Origin of the sequence: Lentzea guizhouensis (genome assembly GCF_001701025.1) — a bacterium.
Taxonomy (GTDB): Bacteria; Actinomycetota; Actinomycetes; order Mycobacteriales; family Pseudonocardiaceae; genus Lentzea; species Lentzea guizhouensis.
Map to the genome: position 1 here is coordinate 3,043,096 of NZ_CP016793.1, position 22,404 is coordinate 3,065,499.

Annotated in this window: 21 protein-coding genes and 2 pseudogenes; 16 read left to right on the forward strand and 7 right to left on the reverse strand. The window is 69.4% G+C overall.

Annotation, left to right across the window (positions count from 1 at the left end):
• Positions 1-356 precede the first annotated feature (356 nt).
• The 8 genes and pseudogenes from pdhA to BBK82_RS56715 all read left to right on the forward strand — a co-directional run.
• Complete coding sequence (gene pdhA / locus BBK82_RS15165; RefSeq protein WP_071812605.1) at positions 357-1,553, forward strand: pyruvate dehydrogenase (acetyl-transferring) E1 component subunit alpha; 1,197 nt, start codon at positions 357-359, stop codon at positions 1,551-1,553.
• Positions 1,553-2,578, forward strand: a complete 1,026-nt coding sequence (locus BBK82_RS15170; RefSeq protein ID WP_065915602.1) for an alpha-ketoacid dehydrogenase subunit beta — start codon at positions 1,553-1,555, stop codon at positions 2,576-2,578. The genes pdhA and BBK82_RS15170 overlap by 1 nt, the downstream gene beginning before the upstream one ends.
• Before the next feature lie 14 nt (positions 2,579-2,592).
• A pseudogene (locus BBK82_RS15175) lies at positions 2,593-4,019 on the forward strand (dihydrolipoamide acetyltransferase family protein).
• Positions 4,020-4,220: 201 nt separating this feature from the next.
• The gene (locus BBK82_RS15180) at positions 4,221-4,511 is read left to right on the forward strand and encodes a MarR family transcriptional regulator (RefSeq protein ID WP_071812606.1); all 291 of its coding nucleotides are present in this window, start codon (positions 4,221-4,223) and stop codon (positions 4,509-4,511) included.
• 109 nt (positions 4,512-4,620) lie between these two features.
• Positions 4,621-5,544: a helix-turn-helix domain-containing protein gene (locus BBK82_RS15185; RefSeq protein ID WP_154697328.1), complete on the forward strand. Its 924-nt coding sequence runs from the start codon at positions 4,621-4,623 to the stop codon at positions 5,542-5,544.
• A 67-nt stretch (positions 5,545-5,611) separates the two neighbouring features.
• On the forward strand, positions 5,612-5,956 hold the full coding sequence (locus BBK82_RS15190; protein WP_065915604.1) for a hypothetical protein: 345 nt from the start codon (positions 5,612-5,614) through the stop codon (positions 5,954-5,956).
• 138 nt (positions 5,957-6,094) lie between these two features.
• Positions 6,095-6,295, forward strand: coding sequence for a hypothetical protein (locus BBK82_RS15195; RefSeq protein ID WP_154697329.1), 201 nt, complete (start codon positions 6,095-6,097; stop codon positions 6,293-6,295).
• 419 nt (positions 6,296-6,714) lie between these two features.
• Positions 6,715-7,314, forward strand: a pseudogene (locus BBK82_RS56715) (NUDIX domain-containing protein); the annotation flags it as partial.
• Between the two features lie 111 nt (positions 7,315-7,425).
• On the opposite strand, the gene BBK82_RS15205 reads toward BBK82_RS56715, so the two are convergent.
• A complete protein-coding gene (locus tag BBK82_RS15205; RefSeq protein WP_065915607.1) occupies positions 7,426-8,640 on the reverse strand; it encodes an acyl-CoA dehydrogenase family protein in 1,215 nt (404 codons plus the stop codon).
• 15 nt (positions 8,641-8,655) lie between these two features.
• A complete protein-coding gene (locus tag BBK82_RS15210; RefSeq protein WP_065915608.1) occupies positions 8,656-9,285 on the reverse strand; it encodes an SCP2 sterol-binding domain-containing protein in 630 nt (209 codons plus the stop codon).
• A gap of 101 nt (positions 9,286-9,386) precedes the next feature.
• On the opposite strand from BBK82_RS15210, the gene BBK82_RS15215 reads away from it, so the two are divergent.
• On the forward strand, positions 9,387-10,022 hold the full coding sequence (locus BBK82_RS15215; protein WP_071812860.1) for a TetR/AcrR family transcriptional regulator: 636 nt from the start codon (positions 9,387-9,389) through the stop codon (positions 10,020-10,022).
• Here BBK82_RS15215 and BBK82_RS15220 read toward each other — a convergent pair.
• The gene (locus BBK82_RS15220; protein ID WP_065921083.1) at positions 10,011-10,784 is read right to left on the reverse strand and encodes a MaoC family dehydratase; all 774 of its coding nucleotides are present in this window, start codon (positions 10,782-10,784) and stop codon (positions 10,011-10,013) included. The genes BBK82_RS15215 and BBK82_RS15220 overlap by 12 nt on opposite strands.
• A complete protein-coding gene (locus BBK82_RS15225) occupies positions 10,784-12,019 on the reverse strand; it encodes a 3-oxoacyl-ACP reductase (RefSeq protein ID WP_065915610.1) in 1,236 nt (411 codons plus the stop codon). The genes BBK82_RS15220 and BBK82_RS15225 overlap by 1 nt, the downstream gene beginning before the upstream one ends.
• Before the next feature lie 53 nt (positions 12,020-12,072).
• Here BBK82_RS15225 and BBK82_RS15230 point away from each other — a divergent pair, with 53 nt between their 5' ends.
• Genes BBK82_RS15230 through BBK82_RS15245 form a run of 4 tightly spaced genes read left to right on the forward strand, consistent with a single transcriptional unit; the run spans position 12,073 to position 16,744 of the window.
• Positions 12,073-13,278: an acetyl-CoA C-acetyltransferase gene (locus tag BBK82_RS15230; RefSeq protein ID WP_065915611.1), complete on the forward strand. Its 1,206-nt coding sequence runs from the start codon at positions 12,073-12,075 to the stop codon at positions 13,276-13,278.
• A gap of 58 nt (positions 13,279-13,336) precedes the next feature.
• On the forward strand, positions 13,337-14,308 hold the full coding sequence (locus BBK82_RS15235; protein ID WP_065921084.1) for a serine hydrolase domain-containing protein: 972 nt from the start codon (positions 13,337-13,339) through the stop codon (positions 14,306-14,308).
• 57 nt (positions 14,309-14,365) lie between these two features.
• Positions 14,366-15,826, forward strand: a complete 1,461-nt coding sequence (locus tag BBK82_RS15240) for a M48 family metallopeptidase (protein ID WP_065915612.1) — start codon at positions 14,366-14,368, stop codon at positions 15,824-15,826.
• Between the two features lie 9 nt (positions 15,827-15,835).
• Complete coding sequence (locus BBK82_RS15245) at positions 15,836-16,744, forward strand: hypothetical protein (RefSeq protein ID WP_065915613.1); 909 nt, start codon at positions 15,836-15,838, stop codon at positions 16,742-16,744.
• Between the two features lie 13 nt (positions 16,745-16,757).
• Here the strand turns inward: BBK82_RS15245 and BBK82_RS15250 are convergent, their stop codons facing one another.
• Positions 16,758-17,366, reverse strand: a complete 609-nt coding sequence (locus BBK82_RS15250) for an SIMPL domain-containing protein (protein WP_065921085.1) — start codon at positions 17,364-17,366, stop codon at positions 16,758-16,760.
• 143 nt (positions 17,367-17,509) lie between these two features.
• Here BBK82_RS15250 and BBK82_RS15255 point away from each other — a divergent pair, with 143 nt between their 5' ends.
• The 3 genes from BBK82_RS15255 to BBK82_RS15260 all read left to right on the forward strand — a co-directional run bounded on the left by BBK82_RS15255 (position 17,510) and on the right by BBK82_RS15260 (position 20,083).
• Positions 17,510-18,703: an ATP-binding protein gene (locus BBK82_RS15255; protein ID WP_065915614.1), complete on the forward strand. Its 1,194-nt coding sequence runs from the start codon at positions 17,510-17,512 to the stop codon at positions 18,701-18,703.
• A gap of 148 nt (positions 18,704-18,851) precedes the next feature.
• On the forward strand, positions 18,852-18,998 hold the full coding sequence (locus BBK82_RS51600) for a hypothetical protein (protein WP_167969512.1): 147 nt from the start codon (positions 18,852-18,854) through the stop codon (positions 18,996-18,998).
• A 230-nt stretch (positions 18,999-19,228) separates the two neighbouring features.
• Positions 19,229-20,083 carry an NAD(P)-dependent oxidoreductase gene (locus tag BBK82_RS15260; RefSeq protein WP_065915615.1) on the forward strand — a complete coding sequence of 285 codons (855 nt, stop codon included), beginning with the start codon at positions 19,229-19,231 and terminating at the stop codon, positions 20,081-20,083.
• Here the strand turns inward: BBK82_RS15260 and BBK82_RS15265 are convergent.
• Together BBK82_RS15265 and BBK82_RS15270 are read right to left on the reverse strand one after the other, a co-directional pair.
• Positions 20,080-21,216, reverse strand: a complete 1,137-nt coding sequence (locus BBK82_RS15265; RefSeq protein WP_154697330.1) for an LGFP repeat-containing protein — start codon at positions 21,214-21,216, stop codon at positions 20,080-20,082. The two genes, BBK82_RS15260 and BBK82_RS15265, sit on opposite strands and share 4 nt — an antisense overlap.
• A 5-nt stretch (positions 21,217-21,221) precedes the next feature.
• Positions 21,222-22,397 carry an LGFP repeat-containing protein gene (locus BBK82_RS15270; RefSeq protein WP_065915617.1) on the reverse strand — a complete coding sequence of 392 codons (1,176 nt, stop codon included), beginning with the start codon at positions 22,395-22,397 and terminating at the stop codon, positions 21,222-21,224.
• Positions 22,398-22,404 lie beyond the last annotated feature (7 nt).

A 22,404-nucleotide genomic window follows, 5' to 3' on the forward strand; every position in this document is an offset into this window, starting at 1 on the left:
CTCTCGATCCTGTCACGACTCCGGCTCTGCTCGCGTCCTCAGACTCTTAACCAGGAGGCGTCCACCGAAGTTAACGATCGGTAACCGGGACAGCACTGTCCGGTAATCGGACGGCCTAGTCGGAGGACAAAAGGTCGAACCTCCGACTGTTGTCGCTGATCAGAACGTTGACTCGTGTGTTACGAAGTGGGACGGGTCTCACCAACTCGGGTGAGGCCGTGTCAGGATGTGGTCGTAAGCCACCGTCACCGTCGACGGCTGCCTCCGGCCCCACAGGGTTGGCGGCGACCGCCGACGTCGCCGCACGAGGTCGTCACGAGCGATCAGGCGGTCGGAGAAGACAGAGGAGAAGGCGCATGTCGTCCCCTGAGCAATGGACGCACCCTGAGCCGGACGCAGCGCCGGCCGCCACTGCCGCAAAACCGACAGCGGAACAGGTGATCGCAGGCTTGCGAGCAACAGACGAGGGCGGCGCCGACCTGGTGCAGCTGCTCACCCCGGAGGGCGAGCGGGTCACGCACCCCGACTTCGACATCGACATCACGGCGGAGGAGCTCCGCGGCCTGTACCGCGACATGGTCCTGATCCGCCGCGTCGACCGCGAGGCCAACGCGTTGCAGCGCAAGGGCCAGCTCGGCATCTGGGTGCCGCTGCTCGGTCAGGAGGCCGCGCAGATCGGCGCCGGCCGCGCGATGCGCCAGACGGACATGGCCTTCCCGAGCTACCGCGAGCACGGCATCGCGTGGACCCGCGGGATCAACCCGACGGACCTGCTCGGCATCTTCCGCGGCACCGACATGGGCAGCTGGGACCCGGTCGAGAAGCGCTTCCACCCGTACACGATCGTCATCGGCAACCAGGTCCTCAACGCGGCCGGGTACGCGATGGGCCAGAAGTTCGACGGCAAGGTCGGCGACGACGAGGGAGAAGCCACCATGTGCTTCTTCGGCGACGGCGCGACCAGCCAGGGTGACGTGCACGAGGGCTTCGTGTGGGCCGCGGTCTACGACGCGCCGCTCGTCTTCTTCTGCCAGAACAACCAGTGGGCCATCTCCGAGCCCACCGAGCGCCAGTCGCGCCTGCCGCTGTACCAGCGCGCCCGCGGCTACGGCTTCCCCGGCATCCGCGTCGACGGCAACGACGTCCTCGCGACGCTCGCCGTGACGAAGTGGGCGCTGGACGAGTGCCGCCACGGCAACGGCCCCATCCTGATCGAGGCGTTCACCTACCGGATGGACGCGCACACCACCTCCGACGACCCGAGCCGCTACCGGCTGTCCGACGAGCTGGAGATGTGGAAGCTCAAGGACCCGATCGAGCGCGTGAAGGTCTACCTGGTGCGCCAGCAGTGGGCCGACAGCGAGTTCTTCGACAGCATCGAGGCCGAGGCCGACGCGCTGGGCGAGGAGCTGCGGGAGTTCTGCACGAACATGCCCGACCCGCCCGCTGAACGGATCTTCAGCAACGTCTACGCCGAGGGCAACCCCAACCTCGAAGCGCAGCGCGATGAGTTCCTCGACTACGTCTCGGGTTTTGCTGGAGGTGAGCACTGATGGCTGCTCCGACGATGGACCGCTCCACCGCTGCCGCCCCGGCGACCCCGGTGCAGACGCTCACGATCTCGAAGGCCCTGAACCTGGGCCTGCGCGCCGCCATGGAGGCCAACCCCAAGGTCATCATGATGGGCGAGGACATCGGCAAGCTCGGCGGTGTCTTCCGCATCACCGACGGTCTGCAGAAGGACTTCGGTGAGCAGCGCGTGCTCGACACGCCGCTCGCCGAGTCCGGCATCATCGGCACCGCCGTCGGCCTCGCGATCCGCGGCTACCGCCCGGTGTGCGAGATCCAGTTCGACGGCTTCATCTTCCCCGGCTTCGACCAGATCGTGTCGCAGGTCGCGAAGCTGCACTACCGCACGCAGGGCCGGATCAAGATGCCCATCGTGATCCGCGTGCCGTTCGGCGGTGGCATCGGCGCCGTCGAGCACCACTCGGAGTCGCCGGAGTCGTACTTCGCGCACACCGCCGGCCTCAAGGTCGTCTCGTGCTCGAACCCGTCCGACGCGTACTGGATGATCCAGCAGGCGATCGACTGCGACGACCCGGTGCTGTTCTTCGAGCCCAAGCGCCGCTACTACGAGAAGGGCGAGGTCGACACCACGGCCAAGCCCGGCCCGCTATTCGAGTCGCGCGTGCTGCGCTCGGGCACGGACGCCACGCTGGTCGCCTACGGCCCGATGGTCCGCACCTCTCTCGACGCCGCCAACGCGGCCGCTGAGGACGGCACCTCGCTCGAGGTCATCGACCTGCGCTCGCTGTCGCCGCTGGACCTGGAGCCCGTGTTCGAGTCGGTGCGCCGCACCGGCCGGCTGGTCGTCGTGTCCGAGGCGCCGTCCGAGTCCTCGATCGCCAGCGAGATTGCAGCGAAGGTCCAGCAGGAGTGCTTCTACTCCCTGCAGGCACCGGTGCTGCGGGTGACCGGTTTCGACACCCCGTACCCGCCGTCGAAGCTCGAGGAGGAGTTCCTCCCCGACCTCGACCGGGTGCTGCACGCCGTCGACCGCTCTCTCGCCTGGTAAGGGGACCAACGGAAATGCCGCAGTACAAGCAATTCCCCCTGCCTGACACGGCAGAGGGGCTGACCGAGGCCGAGATCCTCACCTGGCACGTCAAGCCGGGCGACACGGTCACGGTCAACCAGATCATCGTCGAGATCGAGACGGCCAAGGCCGCTGTCGAGCTGCCGTGCCCGTGGTCCGGCGTCGTGACCGAGCTGCTCGCCGAGCCCGGCCAGACCGTCGAGGTCGGCGTCCCGATCATCACGATCGACACCGACCCCGGTGGCGCGGCCGCACCCGCTCCCGCCGCTGCTCCCGTTGCGGCTTCGGCCGAGGCGAACGGCTCCTCGTCCGGCAAGATCGGCGAGGAGATGCCAGGCGGGCGCATCGCGACGCTCGTCGGCTACGGCCCGAAGTCCGGCACGGCCAAGCGCCGCGCACGCAAGGACGCCCCGGCCGTGGCCAACGCGGCCGCCGTGATCACGCCGGCCGCCGTCGCGGCACCTCCGGCCCGGTCGCGGCCCCGGCTCCGGTCGTGGCACCCCCGGTTCCGGTCGCGCCGCAACCCGTTGTGGCCGCCCCCGGCGGTTACGTGCCGCTGGCCAAGCCGCCGGTCCGCAAGCTGGCCAAGGACCTCGGCGTCGACCTGTACGCGCTCACGGGCTCCGGTCCCAACGGCGTGATCACCCGGTCCGACGTGGAGAACGCGGTCTCCGCACCACCCGCCGCCGCTCCCGCCGCGGCGTCCTCCGTGGACAACGGCTCGCGCGAACGCCGGGTGCCGATCAAGGGCGTCCGCAAGGCGACCGCGCAGGCGATGGTGGACAGCGCGTTCACCGCACCGCACGTCACCGAGTTCCTGACGGTCGACGTCACGCCGATGATGGAACTGCGGGCCCGGCTGAAGAACCACCCCGAGTTCCGCGGCGTGAAGCTGACCCCGCTGGCGTTCTGCGCCAAGGCGGTCATCCTCGCGGCCCGCCGCACGCCGGACGTCAACGCCACCTGGGACGCCGCGGCCAACGAGATCGTCTACAAGGACTACGTCCACCTCGGCATCGCGGCCGCCACGCCGCGCGGCCTGGTGGTCCCGAAGGTCCGCGACGCCGACCGCATGTCGCTCAAGGAACTCGCGGTCGCACTCGACGAGCTCGCCACAGTCGCCCGCGACGGCAAGACCTCCCCGGCCGACATGATGAACGGCACCATCACGATCACCAACGTCGGCGTCTTCGGCGTCGACACCGGCACGCCGATCCTCAACCCCGGCGAGTCCGCGATCCTCGCCTTGGGCGCGATCCGCGACATGCCGTGGGTGGTCGACGGCGAGATCAAGGTCCGCAAGATCTGCCAGCTCGCCCTGTCGTTCGACCACCGCGTGGTCGACGGCCAGCAGGGCTCGCAGTTCCTGGCCGACGTCGGCGCGCTGCTGGCCGAGCCGGGCATCGCGATGACCTACTGAACCAGCCCGTGACAAGGCCCCTGCGCTTCGGCGCGGGGGTCTTTTCGCTGCTCGGCATAGGTGGGTGTCGAGGACGTCGAGACTCTGGAACCCTCGTCCTTGTGAACGAGACGATCTCGGTTCGCCCTCCGGCGGAACCGCGTGACCAGGCCCTTGGGGTCGGGAAATTCCCGATCTGCAGCCGAGAGGGCCCTGGTTTCGATGAGTACTGGTATTCACTGGGCACGTCAGATCATCCTGGACGACCCGACCGACAAGCGTCTGCTGGAGCACCTCGCTGAAATCGCGGTCAATGGCGTGGTCACGGTGTCAAACGCACAACTCGCGTATGCACTGGGACTGCACAAGCGCACGGTTACGCGTGCAGCCGCCAACCTTGAAGAGGCGAACCTCCTGCGGCGTGAAAGGAACTGGCGGCCGGACGGCCGTCAGGCGCCCAACACGTTCGTGCTGGTCCTCAACTTCAGCAGGATCGGCGACCTGGTGAGGTAACCCGTGACAAGGCCCCTGCGCTTCGGCGCGGGGGCTTTGTCGCTGCTCAACCACCCTTTCGGTTATTCAGGTTGACCCTCCAGCTACTGGAGACTGCACAGTTGTCCCCGTGACGCGCTACCAGATCGGCGAGCTGGCCAGGATGACCGGCCTCACCGTCAGGACCATCCGGTTCTACTCGGACTCGGGCCTCATCCCGCCCACCGACCGGACCGCCGGCGGTTACCGCACCTACGACGCCGAGGCGGTCGCCCGGCTGAAGCTGGTCCGCACGCTGCGAGACCTGGGCGTGGACCTGCCGACGGCCGGGCGGGTGCTGGCGCGGGAGGTGGCGGTGACCGATGTGGCGCGGGCACATGCGGATGCGATCGACGCGCAGATGAAGACGTTGCGGCTGCGCCGTGCCGTGTTGCGCGCCGTCGCCAAAGGAGGGGAGATGGAACTGATGAACGAGTTGGCCCGGATGTCGGACGAGGAGCGGCAGCGCATCCTCGACGACTTCTTCGAGGACGTGTTCGGGCCGTACGATTTGGACCCGCAGTTCGAGCAGCACATGCGGTCCGTGCGGATCGAGCTGCCGGACGACCCGACGCCGGAGCAGCTGGAGGCGTGGGTCGAGCTCGCGAAGCTCGTGCAGGACCCGGACTTCCGCGCGGTGATCAAGCGGATGTCGCAGCAGCACGAGGAGTACCGGCGCAACGACGTGAGCATGACGCCGCCGTCGGGTGGCAACCAGATGGAGACGTTCAACTACTCCATCGACCAGGCGCGGCAGGCGATCGAGGCCGGGATCGCGCCGGAGTCAGCGGAGGCGAAGGAGGTCGTCGCCCGCGTCAACGCCAAGTGGGCGGAGGCGCTCGACGTGCCGAACGACGAGACGGTCGTGCAGCGGTTGCGTGAGTTCGCGGACTTCGCCGACCCGCGTGCCGAGCACTACTGGGTGCTGATCGGCCGGGTCAACGGGTGGCCGGCCATGCCGGACAACTCCCGCGAGCGCGAGTGGCTGCGTGCTGCGGGGACGCCGTTGGGCTGAGCCTCTCGGGAACGGGAACCAGCTGGGCGCCCAGCTCGTTCCTGTGACAACGAAGGGGGTCGTTCACATGTCTGCTCTGTTCGAACTGCTCGGCGGTGTGCTCGGCGAGATCATGTCGCCCGGCGGGGACGACCACCTGCGCGGCCGTGGTGCCGTCTACCTCGACGGCCGGTGGGAGGAGGGTGAGCTCTTCTTCGGGCCGACGAAGGTCATCTGGAACGAGCAGATCATCTTCAGCCCGCAGGAGGGCCGGGTCGAGAAGGTCACCGATGACGACGAGGCGTGGCAGGTCGAGCCGAACCTCGTGGTGCTGCACTTCCGCCGCGCCCACGACACGGTCCTGCTGGCGTTGCACCCCAAGGACCTCGAACAGCACGTGAGCAAGGTGCTGGAGCTGCCCGAAATCGGGTGAACAGGTGAGGTTCACCTCTCGTTGGAAAGCCTTACCTGAATTGTCGGGTTTAGTTCAAGTTGAATAGTTCGCTGTTAGCGCTGGCCTTGTCAACCGTGCGACCCTGAACCTCGAAAGCAATTCGAGGAGGTGTTCGCGATGGCCAGCCCGACAAAGCAGCGCGGCGGGTGGAAGGAAGCTTATGCTGTCCTGATCGTGTTGTTGGTCTTCGGCTTGGCGGCATTGCTGGTCTACATCGGCTACGACCCGGCGATCGCCACCGCCGCCGTCACCACGGTCTCGGTGGCCGCGGCCGAGCTCGTCCGCCGGCTGCGCCGCGGCTCCGGTGGTGGTCGGTGATGGGGTTCGCCGTCGCCGTGATCGGCAGCTTCCGCCAGCACTACGCCGAGGTCGTGGCGGTCGTCGAGCAGCTGACCGAGGCCGGCTTCGAGGTCAGGTCGCCCGTGGTCTCGCGCATCGTCAACCCCGGTGCCGCCTACGTCCGCTTCGAGTCCGACCTGCCGGAGCTGACCAACCTCGACATCCAACCTCGACATCCAGGCGGCCACCCTGGCGAAGATCCTCGAATCGGATGTCGTCTACGTGGTCGCGCCCGGTGGGTACATCGGGCGCACCACCTGTTACGAACTCGGCTGCGTCCAGGAGAGGGGAATTCCGGTCTATTTCTCCGAAGAGCCGGAAGACCTGCCGATCGAGGTTTCCCTTTGTTCGGTCGACGAGCTCATGAAAACGGTGCAAACACGCGAGGCCGGTGTCTGATGTCGACGTCGTCCCGCGATTCCCTCCGCGCCTCGGTGCAGCACACCGTGGACCTGGTCGTGCTGACCGTGCGGGACGACCAGCTCAAGGTCCTGCTCGTCGTGCGCGGCACCGAACCGTTCCGCCGCAAGCTCGCCCTGCCCGGCGGCTTTCTGCGCGCGGGTGAAGCCCTCGAGACCACCGCCCGCATCGAACTGCAGCAGGAAACCGGCCTCGACGCGACCACGCTTCCGTTGCGCCAGCTCAGGACCTACTCCGATCCCGACCGCGATCCGCGTGGCCGGGTCATCACCACCGCGTTCCTCGCCGTGGCCCCGAACCTCCCGGCCCCGGTCGGCGGCGGCGACGCCCACCGCGCCGACTGGATCGAGGTCGAGGACACCCTCTTCGACCGCCTCGCCTTCGACCACGCCACCATCCTGCGCGACGCGATCGAGGCGGTCCGCCGCGAACTGGAGTGCACCAACCTCGCCACGGCCTTCCTCTCCGAGTCGTTCACGCTCCCGGAGCTGCGCCGCGTTTTCGAGATCGTGTGGGGCGTCCCGCTGAACGCCACGAACTTCCGCCGCAAAATCACCGAAAACTACAAATCGGTCATCGTCCCCGTCGGCGAGACCCGCAGAAAGCACAAAGGCGGCAGGCCGGCCGAGCTCTACCGCTGGGAGGGCGCGGACATGTTGTTCCCGCCTATGCCGCGCCGCCCGCACGGGTCACCTGATCTGCATCCCCGAGATCATCCGCGACACCACCAGCCGCTGGATCTCCGAAGTCCCCTCGAAGATCGTGAAGATCTTCGCGTCCCGGTGCATCCGCTCCACCGGGTGCTCGCGCGTGTACCCGGCCCCACCCAGGATGTGGATCGCCCGCTCGGTCGCCCACACCGACACCTCGGACGCCTTGAGCTTCGACATCGAGCCCTCGCCCGCGGTGAACGGCACGTTGTTGCGCCCCATCCACGCCGCCCGCCAGACCAGCAGCCGCGACGCGTCGATCTCCATTCGCATGTTGGCGAGGTCGAAGGCGATCGACTGGTTCTCGATGATCTTGCGGCCGAACGCCTCGCGGTCCTTCGCGTACTCCAGCGCGTAGTCGTAGGCGGCGCGCGCCACACCCACGGCCATCGCGCCGACCGTCGGACGCGTGGTCTCGAACGTCGCCATCGCCGCCTGGCCGCCGGCCTTCAGGCCCTCACGAGCGCGCGCCAGCCGCTTCTCCAACCGCTCCTTGCCGCCCAGCACACAACGTCCGGGCACCCGCACGTCGTCCAGGAACACGTCCGCCGTGTGCGACGCACGCATGCCGTGCTTCTTGATCTTCCCGGGAGAGGACAACCCCGGAGTGCCAGGCGGCACGATGAAGCCGGCCTGGCCGCGAGATCCCAGAGCAGGATCAACGACGGCCGTCACCACGTGCACGTTCGCGATGCCGCCGTTGGTCGCCCAGGCCTTCTGGCCGTTCAGCACCCACTCGTCGGTGGCCTCGTCGTAGCGCGCCCGCGTGCGGTAGCCGGCCACGTCGGAGCCCGCCTGGGGTTCGGAGGCGCAGAACGCCGCCAGCTTCGGGTCCGACTCGTCGCCGAAGCACTCCGGCACCCACTCGGCCAGCTGTTCCGGCTCGCCGCCCGCGAAGATGCCCGCGACGGCCAGGCCGGTGCCCATCAGCGAGAGCGCGATGCCGGCGTCACCCCAGAAGAGCTCCTCGGTGGCGATGGGCAGGGAGAGGCCGATCGGGTCGGCGAACCAGGTCGCGAGGGCCTCGAAGCCGTAAAGACCGATCTTCGCGGCCTCCTGGATCACGGGCCACGGCGTCTCCTCGCGCTCGTCCCACTCGGAGGCGGCCGGCCTGATCACGTCCCGGGCGAAGCCGTGCACCCAGTCGCGCAGGTCGGTCTGGTCTTCGTTCAGTTCGAGCGAGAAGCCACCCACTGCAAAACCTCTCCGTCAGGCCTTCGGGATGTTGAACAGGCTCATGAACCCGGCCGCGAACCCCAGGTCGCCCTTCACCTTCAGCTTGCCCGTCATGAACAGCACGGGGGCGGAGGCGTTGCCGGTCGCGAGCTTGAGGAAGTCGGCGGGCGTCAGGGTGACGATCGCACGGGCCTCGCGCGTCACGCCCTTGTTGATGGTGCACTCGGCGTTCTCGATGATGGCCTCGTAGACGTCCTCGAGCACGTGGAAGTGCACGACGGCACGGGTCGCACCGGCCCGGTCCGCGCGGAAGTGGACCTCCATGCGGCGGAACACCTCGTCCAGCACCCGCACGCGCAACGAGGGATCCGCCACGACGGCCTCGATCTGGTCCTTCGACGCGCGCGAGATGATGCGGGCGAAGTTCGACGGGTCCATCTTGGAGAGGTCGAGGTCGGCGCCGCCGTCGGCGAGGGCGGCCAGGGCGTTCAGCAGTGCGGCGAAGTCGTCCTTGCCCAGCTTTTTCGGGTCGATGCCGCGCGCGATGACGTCGATGTCGACGTTCTTCAGCGCCGGGTCGTCCGGTGAGATCTGCTGCAACGTGCCGATCAGCTCGGCGGGGCTGAGCTTCGCGACCGCCTCGGTGGTGAGGTCGAGCGTCATCGGGACACCTCCTGGTACCTACTCGCGAGTAAGACTACTGATGAGTAGATAGAGCGGCAAGCCGATCGGATAATCTTGTGCCTTCAGAACGAGGGGTAGTGATGCGCACAGAAGGTCGAGCCAAGCGCTTGCCACGCGCGGTGCGTGAGCGGCAGATCATGGACGCTGCCGTCGACGTGTTCTCGCGGCTCGGCTTCCACGCGGCGTCGATGGACGAGATCTCCGACGTCGCGGGCATCTCCAAGCCCATGCTCTACGCCTACCTGGGGTCGAAGGAAGAGCTGTTCGCGACCTGCATCCGGCGCGAGGCCACCAGGATGATGGAGGCCATCGCGACCGGCGTCGAGCCCGACCAGGAACCGGACGTGCAGCTGTGGAGCGGGCTGCGCGCGTTCTTCGGGTTCGTCGGGGAGAACCGGGCGAGCTGGCAGGTGCTGCACCGGCAGGCGTCCTCGCAGGGCGGGCCGTTCGCGGCCGAGCTGACGGACATGCGCGGGCGGGCCGTGTCGCTGGTCGCCGCGCTGCTCACCCAGTCGACGAAGGCGCCGGCGACCAAGCTGGAGGCGGAGTCGCTGGCCGCCGCGCTGGTCGGTGCCGGTGAGTCGCTCGCGGACTGGTGGCTCGACCACCCCGAGGAACCGGCCGGCGTGGTCGCGGCCAGGCTCATGAACCTCGTGTGGATGGGCTTCGGCGACCTCGTCGACGGCAACGTGTGGCACCCGCCGTCACGGCGTTGAGCTCCGGGCAGAGCCCACCAGGTGGGGGCCCTTGCCCCAGACGGCGAACCCCCAGCCGTTCGCGTCCTCGCGCGCCGAAAATTCGACGCGTCCCGGGATCAGCAACGGCTTCTTGAACCTCACGTCCACCGACACCGCCTCGGGCAGCCGGCCCTCCAGCGCCGCGAGGCAGCGCGCCTTGGTCCACATCCCGTGCGCGATCGCCCGCGGGAACCCGAACAGCTTGGCGCTCAACGGGTGCAGGTGGATCGGGTTGCGGTCGCCGGACACCGCGCCGTAGCGCCGGCCGATGTCCGCGGGCACCCGCCACACCGCCGACCCGGCCGGGCGCTGCAGCTCCTCGCCCGACGACGAGCCGGACCCGGTGCGCCGCAGGTAGGTCGACACCCCTTCCCAGACCCCGGACACCGACGTCACGACGTCGACCTGGGTGCCCTGCGGGTGCGGTCGCAGGTCGCGCGCCGACACCGTGACCTCCAGCGGCTCGTCCAGCGTCAACGGCCGCGACTGCGTGATCCGGTTCGCGACGTGCACCAGGCCGGGCAGGGGGAACGGGAACCCGGCGCCGGTCATCAGCTCCATCTGCAACGGAAAGCCCAGCACGTGCGGGTAGGTCAGCGGCAACGCGTCGCGCAGCCCGAACCCGCACACCTCGTCGTACGCCGCCAGGTGCTTCAGCGAGACGTCGTACGTGGCCGAAACCGGTTCTGCGGCAAGGGAGTCGCTGCGCCGGAACGACGTGAGCGCCGCCTTCAGCAACATCACGCCCCCAGCAGCATCTGGCCGCAGACCCGCACGACGTTCCCGTTCACGCCACCGGATCCCGGCGAGGCGAACCACGCGACGGTCTCCGCCACGTCCGCCGGCAGCCCGCCCTGCGCCAGGCTGTTCATCCGCCGCCCGGCCTCACGGGTCAGCAACGGCACGGCCGCGGTCATCTTCGTCTCGATGAAACCGGGTGCGACGGCGTTGATCGTGGCCCCGCGCCCGGCCAGCACCGGAGCCAGCGCGTTGACCATCCCGATCACGCCGGCCTTCGAGGTGGCGTAGTTGGTCTGGCCGACGTTGCCCGCGATCCCGGCGATCGACGACACGCCGACGATCCGCCCGCCGGCGCGCAGCACGTCGCCCTCCAGCAGGGCCGCGTTGATCCGCTCCTGGCAGGCGAGGTTGACCTCCAGCACCGCGTCCCACTTGTCCGCGTCCATGCGCGCCAGCGTCTTGTCGCGGGTGATGCCCGCGTTGTGCACGACGACGTCGACGCCGCCGTGCCGTTCCAGCAGGTACGAGGTCAGCTTCGCGGGATCGCCGGTGATGTCGAGCTGCACCGCCGACCCGCCGACCGCGTTCGCGACCTTCGACAGGTCCTCGCCGGCCGCGGGCACGTCCAGGCACACCACGTGCGCGCCGTCGCGGGCCAGTGTCGTCGCGATCGCCTCACCGATGCCCCGCGAGGCACCCGTGACGAGCGCGACCTTGCCCTCCAGCGTGCCGGTCGACGCCGCCTCGGACACGCGGACGACCTGCCCCGACACGTACGCGGACCGTCCGGACAGCAGGAACCGCAGCGTCGACTCGACCCCGTCTTCGGCCCCGTCGGCTACATAGACCAGGTTCGCCGTGCCACCCCGTCGCAGCTCCTTGCCGACGGAACGCACGAAGCCTTCGAGAGCCCGTTGCGCCACCGAGTCCGGCGACCGCCCGATCACGACCACCCGCCCGCACGGCCCGAGCTGCGTGATCACCGGGTGGAAGAAGTCGTGCAGCTGCCGCAGGTCGGCCACGGTGTCGATGTCGGAGGCGTCGAACACCAGCGCGCCGTAGGGTGCGGACCCGGTTTCGAGCTGCTTGAGGAAGGGCAGCCGGGAGGCGCCACCGACCAGAACCGGCGTGGCCAGGGCGGCGTCACGGCGCAGTGGGTGCGGGTTCGGCAGGCCGAGCCTGCGCACGAGCTGGCGGCCGAGCCCCGACGAGGCGAACTTCTGGTACCTGTCCACGTCACACAACCTACTCGCTAGTAAGTCTACCCGCTAGTAGGTAGTATGACGGCATGCGCGTAGCGATCATCGGCGGCAACCGCATCCCGTTCGCCCGCTCGAACGGCCCGTACGCCACCGCCTCGAACCAGGACATGCTCACCGCGGTGCTGGACGGCCTGGTCAGCCGGTTCGGCCTGCAGGGCGAACGCCTCGGCGAGGTGGTCGCGGGCGCCGTGCTCAAGCACTCGCGCGACTTCAACCTCGTGCGCGAGTCGGTGCTCGGCAGCGGGCTCAGCCCGCAGACGCCCGCCTACGACCTCCAGCAGGCGTGCGGCACCGGTCTGCAGGCGATCGTCGCGGTGGCCAACAAGATCGCGCTCGGCCAGATCGAGGCCGGCATCGCGGGCGGCGTCGACACCACCAGCGACGCGCCGATCGGGGTGAACGAGAACTTCCGCAAGCTGCTGCTGGAGTTCAACCGCACCCGCAAGGTCAGCCTGCTCGCCAAGCTGCGCCCCAGCCACGTCGTCCCGCACCTGCCGCGCAACGGCGAACCGCGCACCGGCATGTCCATGGGCGAGCACGCCGCCGTCACCGCCGCGAAGTACGGCATCACCCGCGAGGACCAGGACGAGCTGACCGCGCGCAGCCACCGCAACCTCGCCCGCGCCTACGACGAGGGCTTCTTCGACGACCTCGTCACGCCCTACCTCGGCCTCACCCGCGACCAGAACCTCCGCCCGGACAGCAGCGTCGAGAAGCTCGCCAAGCTCAAGCCGGTCTTCGGCGACACCATGACCGCCGGCAACTCCACGCCGCTGTCGGACGGCGCCTCCGCGGTCCTGCTCGCCACCGAGGAGTGGGCCGCCGCCCGCAACCTCCCGGTGCTCGCCCACCTGACCTTCGCCGAGACCGCCGCCGTCGACTACGTGCACGGCGAGGAGGGCCTGCTCATGGCGCCCGTGCACGCCGCGCCGCGGATGCTCGAGAAGGCGGGCCTCAAGCTGCAGGAGTTCGACTTCTACGAGGTGCACGAGGCGTTCGCGTCCCAGGTCCTCGCCACGTTGAAGGCCTGGGAGACCGGCCTCGGCGAGATCGACCGCGCCAAGCTCAACGTCAACGGCTCGTCGCTCGCCGCCGGGCACCCGTTCGCGGCGACCGGTGCGCGGATCGTGGCCACGCTCGCGAAGCTGTTGCACCAGAAGGGCAGCGGACGCGGGTTCGTGTCGATCTGCGCCGCGGGCGGTCAGGGGATCACGGCGGTCCTGGAGCGATGAGTTCCGCGCGGTCCTGAGGTCAAAGCATCCGAACCCGCTGAGGATGAGGATGGCGACCATGACCCTGCAGGACGTGCTGGAGACCCACCGCGCGACCACCCCGAACGCCGTGGCGCTCGTCGCCCGCGGTGACGACGTCGAGTTCGCGGCGGTCGGCGGCGAGACCCGCGCTTCGGTGTTCGCGATCGCCTCGGTCACCAAGCCGATCGTCGCGTACGCCGCGCAGTCGCTGGTGCAGGACGGCGGCATCGCGCTGGACGACCCGATCGCGAAGTGGCTGCCCGAACTGGCCGAACCGAAGGTCGTCCGCACACCGCAGAGCCCGGTGGACGACGTGGTCGCGGCGACCACGCCGATCACCGTGCGGCACCTGCAGACGTCCCGGTCCGGCTGGGGCTTCGCAGCGGACTTCTCGTTGCCCGCCACCGAGAAGCTGTTCGAGAAGGCGCACCTGCACGACCGTCCCGACCTGCCGGCGCCGGACGAATGGCTGCCGCGGCTCGCTGAGGTGCCGCTGCTGCACCAGCCGGGTGAGGGCTGGCTCTACAACACCTCCTACGACGTGCTCGGCGTGCTGCTCGACCGCGTGACCGGGTCCCTGCCGGACTTCCTGGCCGAGCGCGTCTTCGCGCCGTTCGGCATGACCGCCACCAGCTTCCTCAGCCCGGTCTTCCCGTCCGGTGCCGGAGGTCTGAGCTCCACCGCGAACGACCTGCTGGCGTTCTGCCGCGGTCTGCTCGCGAGCGATCTGCTGCCGGTGCTGGCGAACGACACGATGACGGCGGACGAGCGCGAGACCGCGGAGATCTTCCTGGAGGGACAGGGCTGGGGCCACGGCGGCAGCGTCGACGTCGTGGACCGCGACCCGTGGAACGTCCCCGGCCGCTACGGCTGGGTCGGCGGGGCCGGTACGGCGGCGCACGTCGTTGCGTCGCAGGGGAAAGCGACCGTGCTGCTCACCCGGACGGCCATGACGAGCCCCGCGTCGCCGCCGGTGATGCGCGACTTCTGGGAACTCGCTGCCGGATAGCACCGTCCATCGTGCACACTTTCCCCGAACCGCGAGGTGCGGTCCTGGGGGTAAGTGATGCGTGCTGTGATCGCGGTCGCGCTGCTGGTGGGGTTGTACGTCCTCACACTGGCGGCGCTGGCCGGAATCGTCCTGGTCAACGTGCTGTTCTTCGTCAACGACCGGCCGATCGCCCTCGCCTGGTCCGCCGTGGTCGGCGCAATGCTGGCGTTCGCCCTGCTCAGCGGTCTGTTCACGATCGCGGGCGGCTCGGACGACGAGGTGCGCGGTGTCCCGGTGGACGAGCAGGACGAGCCCGAGCTGTGGGCACTGGTCCGCCGGCTCGCCGCCGAGGTCGGCACGCGTCCGCCGGACAGCATCTTCGTCGTGCCGGAGGCGAACGCCGCGGTGTCGCAGCGCACCAGGCTGCTCGGCCTCGTCGCGACCACCCGCCGGATGTACGTGGGTGCGCCGCTGCTCGCGTGCCTGACCGAGCGGCAGCTGAGCTTCGTCCTGGCGCACGAGCTCGGCCACTACAGCAACCGCGACACGAGGTTGCTCGGTGTGGTGGTGGCCGGGCGTGTGGCGTTGATCCGCATGCTGACCAAGCTGAACAACCGCTCCTGGTACCACGCCGTCGTCGGCGTGATGTACGCGTACTACGCGAAGCTCTACTTCGCGGTCACGGCGTCCTTGTCGCGCCGGCAGGAGCTCGCCGCCGACGCGACGGCCACCCGCATCGCCGGGACCGAGGCCGCGGTCAGCTCGCTGCGGGAGCTGCCGGTGGTCGCAGACGCCTGGACCCTGTTCCACGACAGGCACTTCCGCCCGGCCTGGGAGGCGGGGTTCCTGCCGACGACGATCTTCGAGGCGTTCGCGGGGCTGCGCGGTTCACCGGAACTGCGGAGCTACCTCGACGAGATTCGGCAGAACCCGCCGGAGCGGGTGCTCAGCCCGTACGACTCCCACCCGCCGTTGCCGGAGCGGATCGCCGCCGTCGCCGCGCTGGCCGTGCCGAACAGGGGGCCCGACCGGCCGGCCGGTGCGCTGCTCGCGGACAACGGCGCGGTGATGGACAGGACCCTGGTCAGCGAGCTGGTCGAGGAGCTCGGCGTGAAGCAACGCGTCGACTGGGCCACGCTGTCGCATGCGGCCGCCCAGGCGACACAGGTGGACCGGTCACGGCGCCTGGTGCGCGTCGGTGGCGGGTCCCTGGGTGCCGTCCTCGACACGCTCGACGACGGCGGGCTGGCCTCGTTGCTGCGCACCGACCTCCGGCCCGGCAGCGGCACGTCGGGGCCGAGGGTGCGGCGCGAGTACGCCCGCGGACTGCTGATCGGGGAGCTGACCGCGCTCGTCGAGCTCACCCTCGCTGACCAGCACCGGGCGCGCTGGGAGTCCGACTGGCTCGGCACCACGACGTTCCACGGTCCCGATCTCACCGCGGAGATCGAGGAGGCCACCGACGACAGGGGCTCCACGGCAGGCCTGCGCGCGGCGCTCGCTGGCCTCCGTGTCGACCAGGTCCCGACCCGCTAGGAGAACGCAGTGGTGCTCGACCCGACCAGACACGCCGATCCGGAGCGCTGGGGCCTGGTGCCGGACGCGCTCGTCCGGGACTTCTTCCCCGAGGAGGACCCGGTGCTGGCCCGCGCGATCACGGCCGCCTCCCGCGGCCGGTGGGAGCAGGCCTCGAAAGCGATGCAGGCCACCTGGGGCGACTGGGACGAACGCGCCCGCGTCACCCTGTCGCTCGCGCGGGAAGGCGCGCGCACGGACGACTGGTTGACCAACTGGCGCGACGAGCAGCCGGACCGGGACCTGGCCGTGCTCGACGCGGCCGCGTGGGTCCGGGTGGCGAAGGAGATCCTCGGCGAGAGCGACGAGCAGGACCACGTGGACGGCTTCCACCGCGTGCTGCGCCGGGCCGAACGCGCGGCGCGGCACGCGGCCGAGCTCGCCCCGCAGGACCCGACGCCGTGGTGGACGCTCGTCCAGGTCGCCGGCGGGCTCTCGGTCGACCAGGCGCGCTTCGCCGAGATCTGGCACGGGCTCGTCAGCCGCGCCCCAGGGCATCGCGCCGCCCACGAGGACGCCCTGGAGTACTGGGCGGGGCAGTCGTCGGACGTGCTGCTCGACTTCGCGGCGAACGCCGGCCCCGCTCTGGTCCTGCGGGCGGCGTTCCTGCTGGAGGACGACGACCCGCTCATCTGGCGCACCGACCTCGTGGCCGGCGCGGTGGAGCAGCTCCTGGCCGAGGACGAGCTGTCGAACGACGACCGTGGCCACCTGGTCCTCGCGTTGTACGACCACAACCGCTTCGCCGAGGTGATCGAGCAGTTCCGAGCGCTCGGCAGCCGGGCGGACGGTGCGCCGTGGCGCCGCTTCGAGGATCCGAAGGGCACGTTCCTGGAGTACCGCGCGAACTCCTGCCGGAAGGCCGCGCTGAAGATCTAGCAGCGACGCGCCACTAGTCGAGCAACGCCCAGGCAGCCGTGCAGCTCGCGCTCACCGTGATCTGCTGCGCCTTCAGGTTCAGCTGGTCCACCATCCCGGCCGGTCCCGCCATCTCGAACGACGCACTGCGCATCATCTTCGGCGAGTACCCGCCGCCGTCCGTGTCACCGATGCGCAGCAACGGCCCGAGCCGCCGCCCCAGCGCGGTCGCGTAACCCTCGGCGCGACGCAACGCATCGGCCACGGCCTCCTTCTGCGCCTCGCGGATCGCCTCGGTGTCGTCGACCAGCGTCCACGACGGCCCGTTCACCCACGACGGCTCGGCCTGCACCAGCTCGGCGAGCAGGCCGTCGAGCTTGTCGAGGTCGGCCACCCAGATCACGTACTGCTGGGTCGCGCGGCTGCCGGTGCGCTGGTTGTTGTCCCAGTTGTCGTGCACGGACAGCTGGCGCGAACGCACCTCGAAGTCCTCCAGCAGCGGTTCCACGGCGGAGATGCGCTGGTTGAGGATGCTCACCGCCTCGGAGCGCTCGGCGCCGAGCGCCTCGAACGTCACGTCCACCTGGGCGCGGTCGGCGATGCGCTCGACCTCGCCGGTCCCCTTCGTCACGACTTCAGCCACACCGCCCACCCAACCGCCAGCCCACTCCATCCGCAACTATTCGGTTGTCTAGCTATATCGCTAGACAGTCGAATACGGCCCGAGTCGAAGTTCGTCTGCGCGTCTCTACTTCGGGCCCTAGAAACGCCGATACGGTGCGAGGCATGGACCCGGTGCGCAACCCGTTCGCTCCCGGTGCAGGCCAGCGGCCTCCTGAGCTTGCCGGCCGGGACAAGGAGGTCTCGGCGTTCGAGGTCGTCCTCGAACGCGTCGCCCGCGGCCGTCCCGAGCGCAGCCTCGTGCTCACCGGGCTGCGCGGGGTCGGCAAGACGGTGTTGCTGGGTGAGCTGCGGTCGATGGCGGTGAAACGCGGCTGGGGTGCGGGCAAGGTCGAGGCGCGGCCGGACGCCGACCTGCGCAGGCCGTTGTCCGCGGCGCTGCACCGGGCGATCCGCGACCTGGCCGTGCGGCACCGCGCGCCGGACCGGGTCGAGGCGATCCTCGGGGTGCTGAAAGCGTTTGCGCTGCGAGCCGCTCCGGACGGCGCCAAGCTGCGCGACCGCTGGCAGCCGGGCATCGACGTGCCGGCGGCCAGCGGCAGGGCGGACTCCGGTGACATCGAGATCGACCTGGTCGAGCTGTTCACCGACGTCGCCGAGCTCGCGCAGGACGTCGGTACCGGCGTCGCGTTGCTCATCGACGAGATGCAGGACCTCAAACCGGACGACATCAGTGCGTTGTGCGCCGCCTGCCACGAGTTGTCCCAGCTCGGCGCGCCGCTCGTGGTGGTAGGTGCCGGCCTGCCGCACCTGCCGGCCGTGCTGAGCGCGAGCAAGTCCTACTCGGAGCGGCTCTTCCGGTACGTCCGGATCGACCGGCTCAGCCGCGAGGACGCCGACCGCGCGGTGCTCGCCCCGGTCGAACGCGAGGACGCCGGCATCACCGACGAGGCGCTGGACGCGTTGTTCGACGCGAGCGGCGGCTACCCGTACTTCATCCAGGCCTACGGCAAGGCCGCCTGGGACGCCGCCCCGGCCGACCCGATCAGCGCGCTGGACGTCTCGGTGGCCGCTCCGGAGGCCGACGCCGAGCTCGCCGTGGGGTTCTTCGGCTCCCGATACGAGCGTGCAACACCCGCAGAACGCGAGTATCTCCGGGCGATGGCCGAGTTGACCGACGGAAAGGATGCCGGGGTCAACACCGCCCAGGTGGCCGACCAGCTGGGCCGCAAACCGTCCTCGCTGTCGCCCGCACGGGACTCGCTCATCAAGAAAGGCCTGGTCTACAGCGCGGAACGGGGTCAGATCGCCTTCACCGTGCCGCACTTCGGCCGGTTCCTGCTCGGCCGGGAGGACTGACTGCCGTTGTCCGGCCGTTCACGTTGTCGACCGATGATTCATCGGCCTGTGCTCCACTTCACCGGATAATCACGTGCTTTCGCCGGTCTCAGGGTGCATACTTGAGTCACCAGCCCACCAGACCTCCGAGAGGGAAGTGCAGACCGAGATGAACTTCGCAGCGAAGCTCCGCGCCCGTCGTGCCGAGGCGCGCAACCGGAAGGCCGTGGCTCGCGCGATCGACATGGCCACCACCCCGGCCATGCGTCACGAGCTGATGGCCATCGCCCAGGCTCAGGTCACGACCCTGCGCTGACACTCACGAACCCGGCACTCGCACGGCGCCCCGGCGCGAGTGCCTCCCCAACGGGAAACCCCTGGAGCACCTCCCGCGCTCCAGGGGTTTCACTCTGTTAAACGTGATCCGGCTCACAGTATGCTGCCCGTGTAACAGAGAGCATCGGCAAGCCGATGTCACGGTTGACCTCGCGGTGCTGTCGGACCCCCGACCTGGCAGCACCGCGAGGTTTCTTGTTTGCTGGGGACATGAAGATCGCCGTGCTCGGCACCGGCCTCATGGGTGCCCCCATCGCAGCCAACCTCGCCGCAGCCGGACACGACGTCCGGGTCTGGAACCGCACGCGCGCGAAGGCCGAACCGCTGGCCGGGAAGGGCGCCACCGTCGCGGACACGCCCGCTGCCGCCGTCGAGGGCGTCGAGGTCGTGCTGACGATGCTCAACGACGGCCCCGCGGTCACCGCCACCATGCAGGACGCCGCCCCCTCGCTCCCGCACGACGCCGTGTGGGTCCAGGCCTCCACGGTCGGTGTCGAAGCGACCGACGACCACGTCGCGCTCGCCCGTTCGCTCGGGCTGGAGTTCGTGGACGCCCCGGTGCTCGGCAGCACCGGGCCCGCGGCCGAGGGCAAGCTCGTCGTGCTCGCCGGCGGTGCCGAGGAGCTGCGCGACCGGGTGCAGCCGGTGTTCGACGTGATCGGCGCCCGCACGATGTGGGTCGGCGAGGCGGGCGCGGCGACCCGGCTGAAGCTCGTCGCGAACAGCTGGGTCCTCGCCCTGACCGCCGCGGCCGGCGAGGCCGTGTCGCTCGCGGAGGCCTCCGGGCTCGACCCGAAGCTGTTCCTGGAAGCGGTGAGCGGCGGCGCGTTGGACTGCGCGTACCTGCAGACGAAGGGCAACGCGATCATCGAACGTTCCTTCCCGCCGGCGTTCACCGTGCAGAACGCCCTGAAGGACGCGCTGCTGGTGAACGAGGCCGCGGTGCGGGCCGGGGTGCAGCTGGACGTGGCACAGGCCTCGGGCGCCCGCCTGAACCGCGCGGTCACCCGAGGCCACGGCGACGAGGACATGGCAGCGTCCTACTACGCCAGCTTCAACGATTAGTTCTGCACCGACCAGGCACCCTTGGCGGGCGTCCAGTAGAAGGTCGAGCTCTCGAAGACCTGCATCCGGCCGCCTGCCTCGCCGGTCCAGTCCTTCTCGGCCTCCCGCGGATAACCGTGGGTGTGCTCGTCACCGGTGCTCATGAACTTGTGCAGGATGTCGCCGTAGACGGGGTACGCGCTGGTGCGCGCGCTCCAGTACCAGATGCCGTTCTGGAACTTCTGGTAGCGGCCGCCGTTAGCGCCGGATGCCTCTTCCATGAGCGGGTAGCCCCAGCGGTGTTCGTCGCCCGCGTTCATGAAGTTGGTGAGGATCTCGCCGTAGACGGGGAACGCGTTGGTTGCCGAGGTCCAGTAGAAGTGCGCGACCTGGAACTTCTGCCAGCGCCCACCATGCGCACCTGCGGACTCGTCATTGACCGGATAGCCCCAGCGGTGCTCGTCACCGGTGTTCATGAACCGGGTGAGGATGTCGCCGTACACGGGGTGGGCGTTCAGTGCTGGCGTCCAGTAGATGTTGCCGCGCTGGAAGCCCTGCCAACGGCCACCCGGCGCACCGGGCTGCTCGTTGTTGATCGGCGCGCCGATGACGCTGTTCTCCGCACCCATCGCCCGCCACTTGGTGCCGATGTCGCCGTGGACGGTGATCCGGACCTCGTCGAGCATCTGCCGCGCCTTGGCCTCCGCCTGGTCGTAGCGCGCAGGGCAGCAGGAGCGCTGCACCTTGTCCGCCAGCAGACCCGCCGACAGGGTCGGGTACTTCGGTTCCACGCGCTGGGCCTCGGCGAAGAACCGGTCGGCGGCGTACTCGACGTTCATGATCTGCTCCGGCGTGCCCCAGCCCTGCGAAGGCCGTTGCTGGAACACGCCGAGCGAGTCGCGGTCGCCGCAGCTGAGGTTGTTCATGTGCGACTCGACCCAGCCCGCCTCGAACCCGGCGAGCATGACCTTCGCCGACACCCCGCGGCGGAGACCGACGTTGTGGACGGTCCGGGTGACGTTGATGTCCCGGTTGCCGGGCACCGCGCACGCCGCCTGCATCTCGGCGTTGGAGATGTGCGCGGGCTCGGCGCCGGCGACGCCGGCCAGCGGGAGCAGGGACAGGGTGGCGATCGCGAGAACTGCCTTCTTCATCGCCATCACCCGTTCTGGACGGACCAGGCGCCCTTGGCGGCGGTCCAGTAGAAGGTGGAGTTCTCGAACGTCTGCATCCGGCCGCCTGCCTCGCCGGCCCAGTCCTTCTCGGCTTCCTTCGGGTAGCCGTGCGTGTGCTCGTCACCGGTGCCCATGAACTTGGTGAGGATGTCGCCGTGCACCGGGTAGGCACTGGTCCGTGCCGACCAGTACCAGATGCCGTTCTGGAACTTCTGGTAGCGGCCGCCGTTCGCGCCGGCCGCCTCCTCCATGAGCGGATAGCCCCAGCGGTGCTCGTCACCGTTGTTCATGAAGTTGGTGAGGATTTCGCCGTAGACGGGGAACGCGTTGGTTGCCGAGGTCCAGTAGAAGTGCGCGACCTGGAACTTCTGCCAGCGGCCGCCATGTGCGCCCGCGGACTCGTCGTTGACCGGGTAACCCCAGCGGTGCTCATCGCCGGTGTTCATGAACTTCGTGAGGATGTCGCCGTACACGGGGTGGGCGTTGAGCGCGGGCGTCCAGTAGATGTTGCCGCGCTGGAAGCCCTGCCAACGGCCACCCGGCGCACCGGCCTGCTCGTTGTTGATCGGCGCACCGACGATGCTGTTCTCCGCGCCCATCGCCCGCCACTTGGTGCCGATGTCGCCGTGGACGTTGTACGAGACGATGTTGTTGTAGCGGATAGGCGTGTACTTGGCGGCCGTGGCGGCCGACCAGTTGCGCTCCACCGTCGGCGAGCCGTTCGGGCCTGCCTGCTCACGCACCCGCGGGATCGTCCGAGCGGCGTCCGCCCAGCCGATGAACAACGCGGTGTGCTGGCCCGGCCAGTTCAACGCGTCACCCGGCTGCAGGTCGGCGCGGTTGATCGTGTGCGAGACCTGGTGCAGCGTCGAGGTCGTGTAGGAGTGGCCGAGGCCCCAGATCATCGACAGGTAGCCGCTGCAGTCGGTGCGGTACGAGCCGAACTGGTTGCCGTGGCAGGCGCTCTGGCTGTACGGCACCCGTGCCTGCAGCCAGGTCGTGGATCTGGCGAGCGCCTCGTCCCTGGCCGTCTGCTTGCCGACGGGGTAGTTGCCGCAGTTGAACTGCGCGCCGAAGTCGTTCGCCGTTGCCACGTTCGCCGTTCCCATGACGAGCGCGACGGCGACGGCGCTTGTTCCGATGAGTTCTCGAACCTTCATTTCCAGT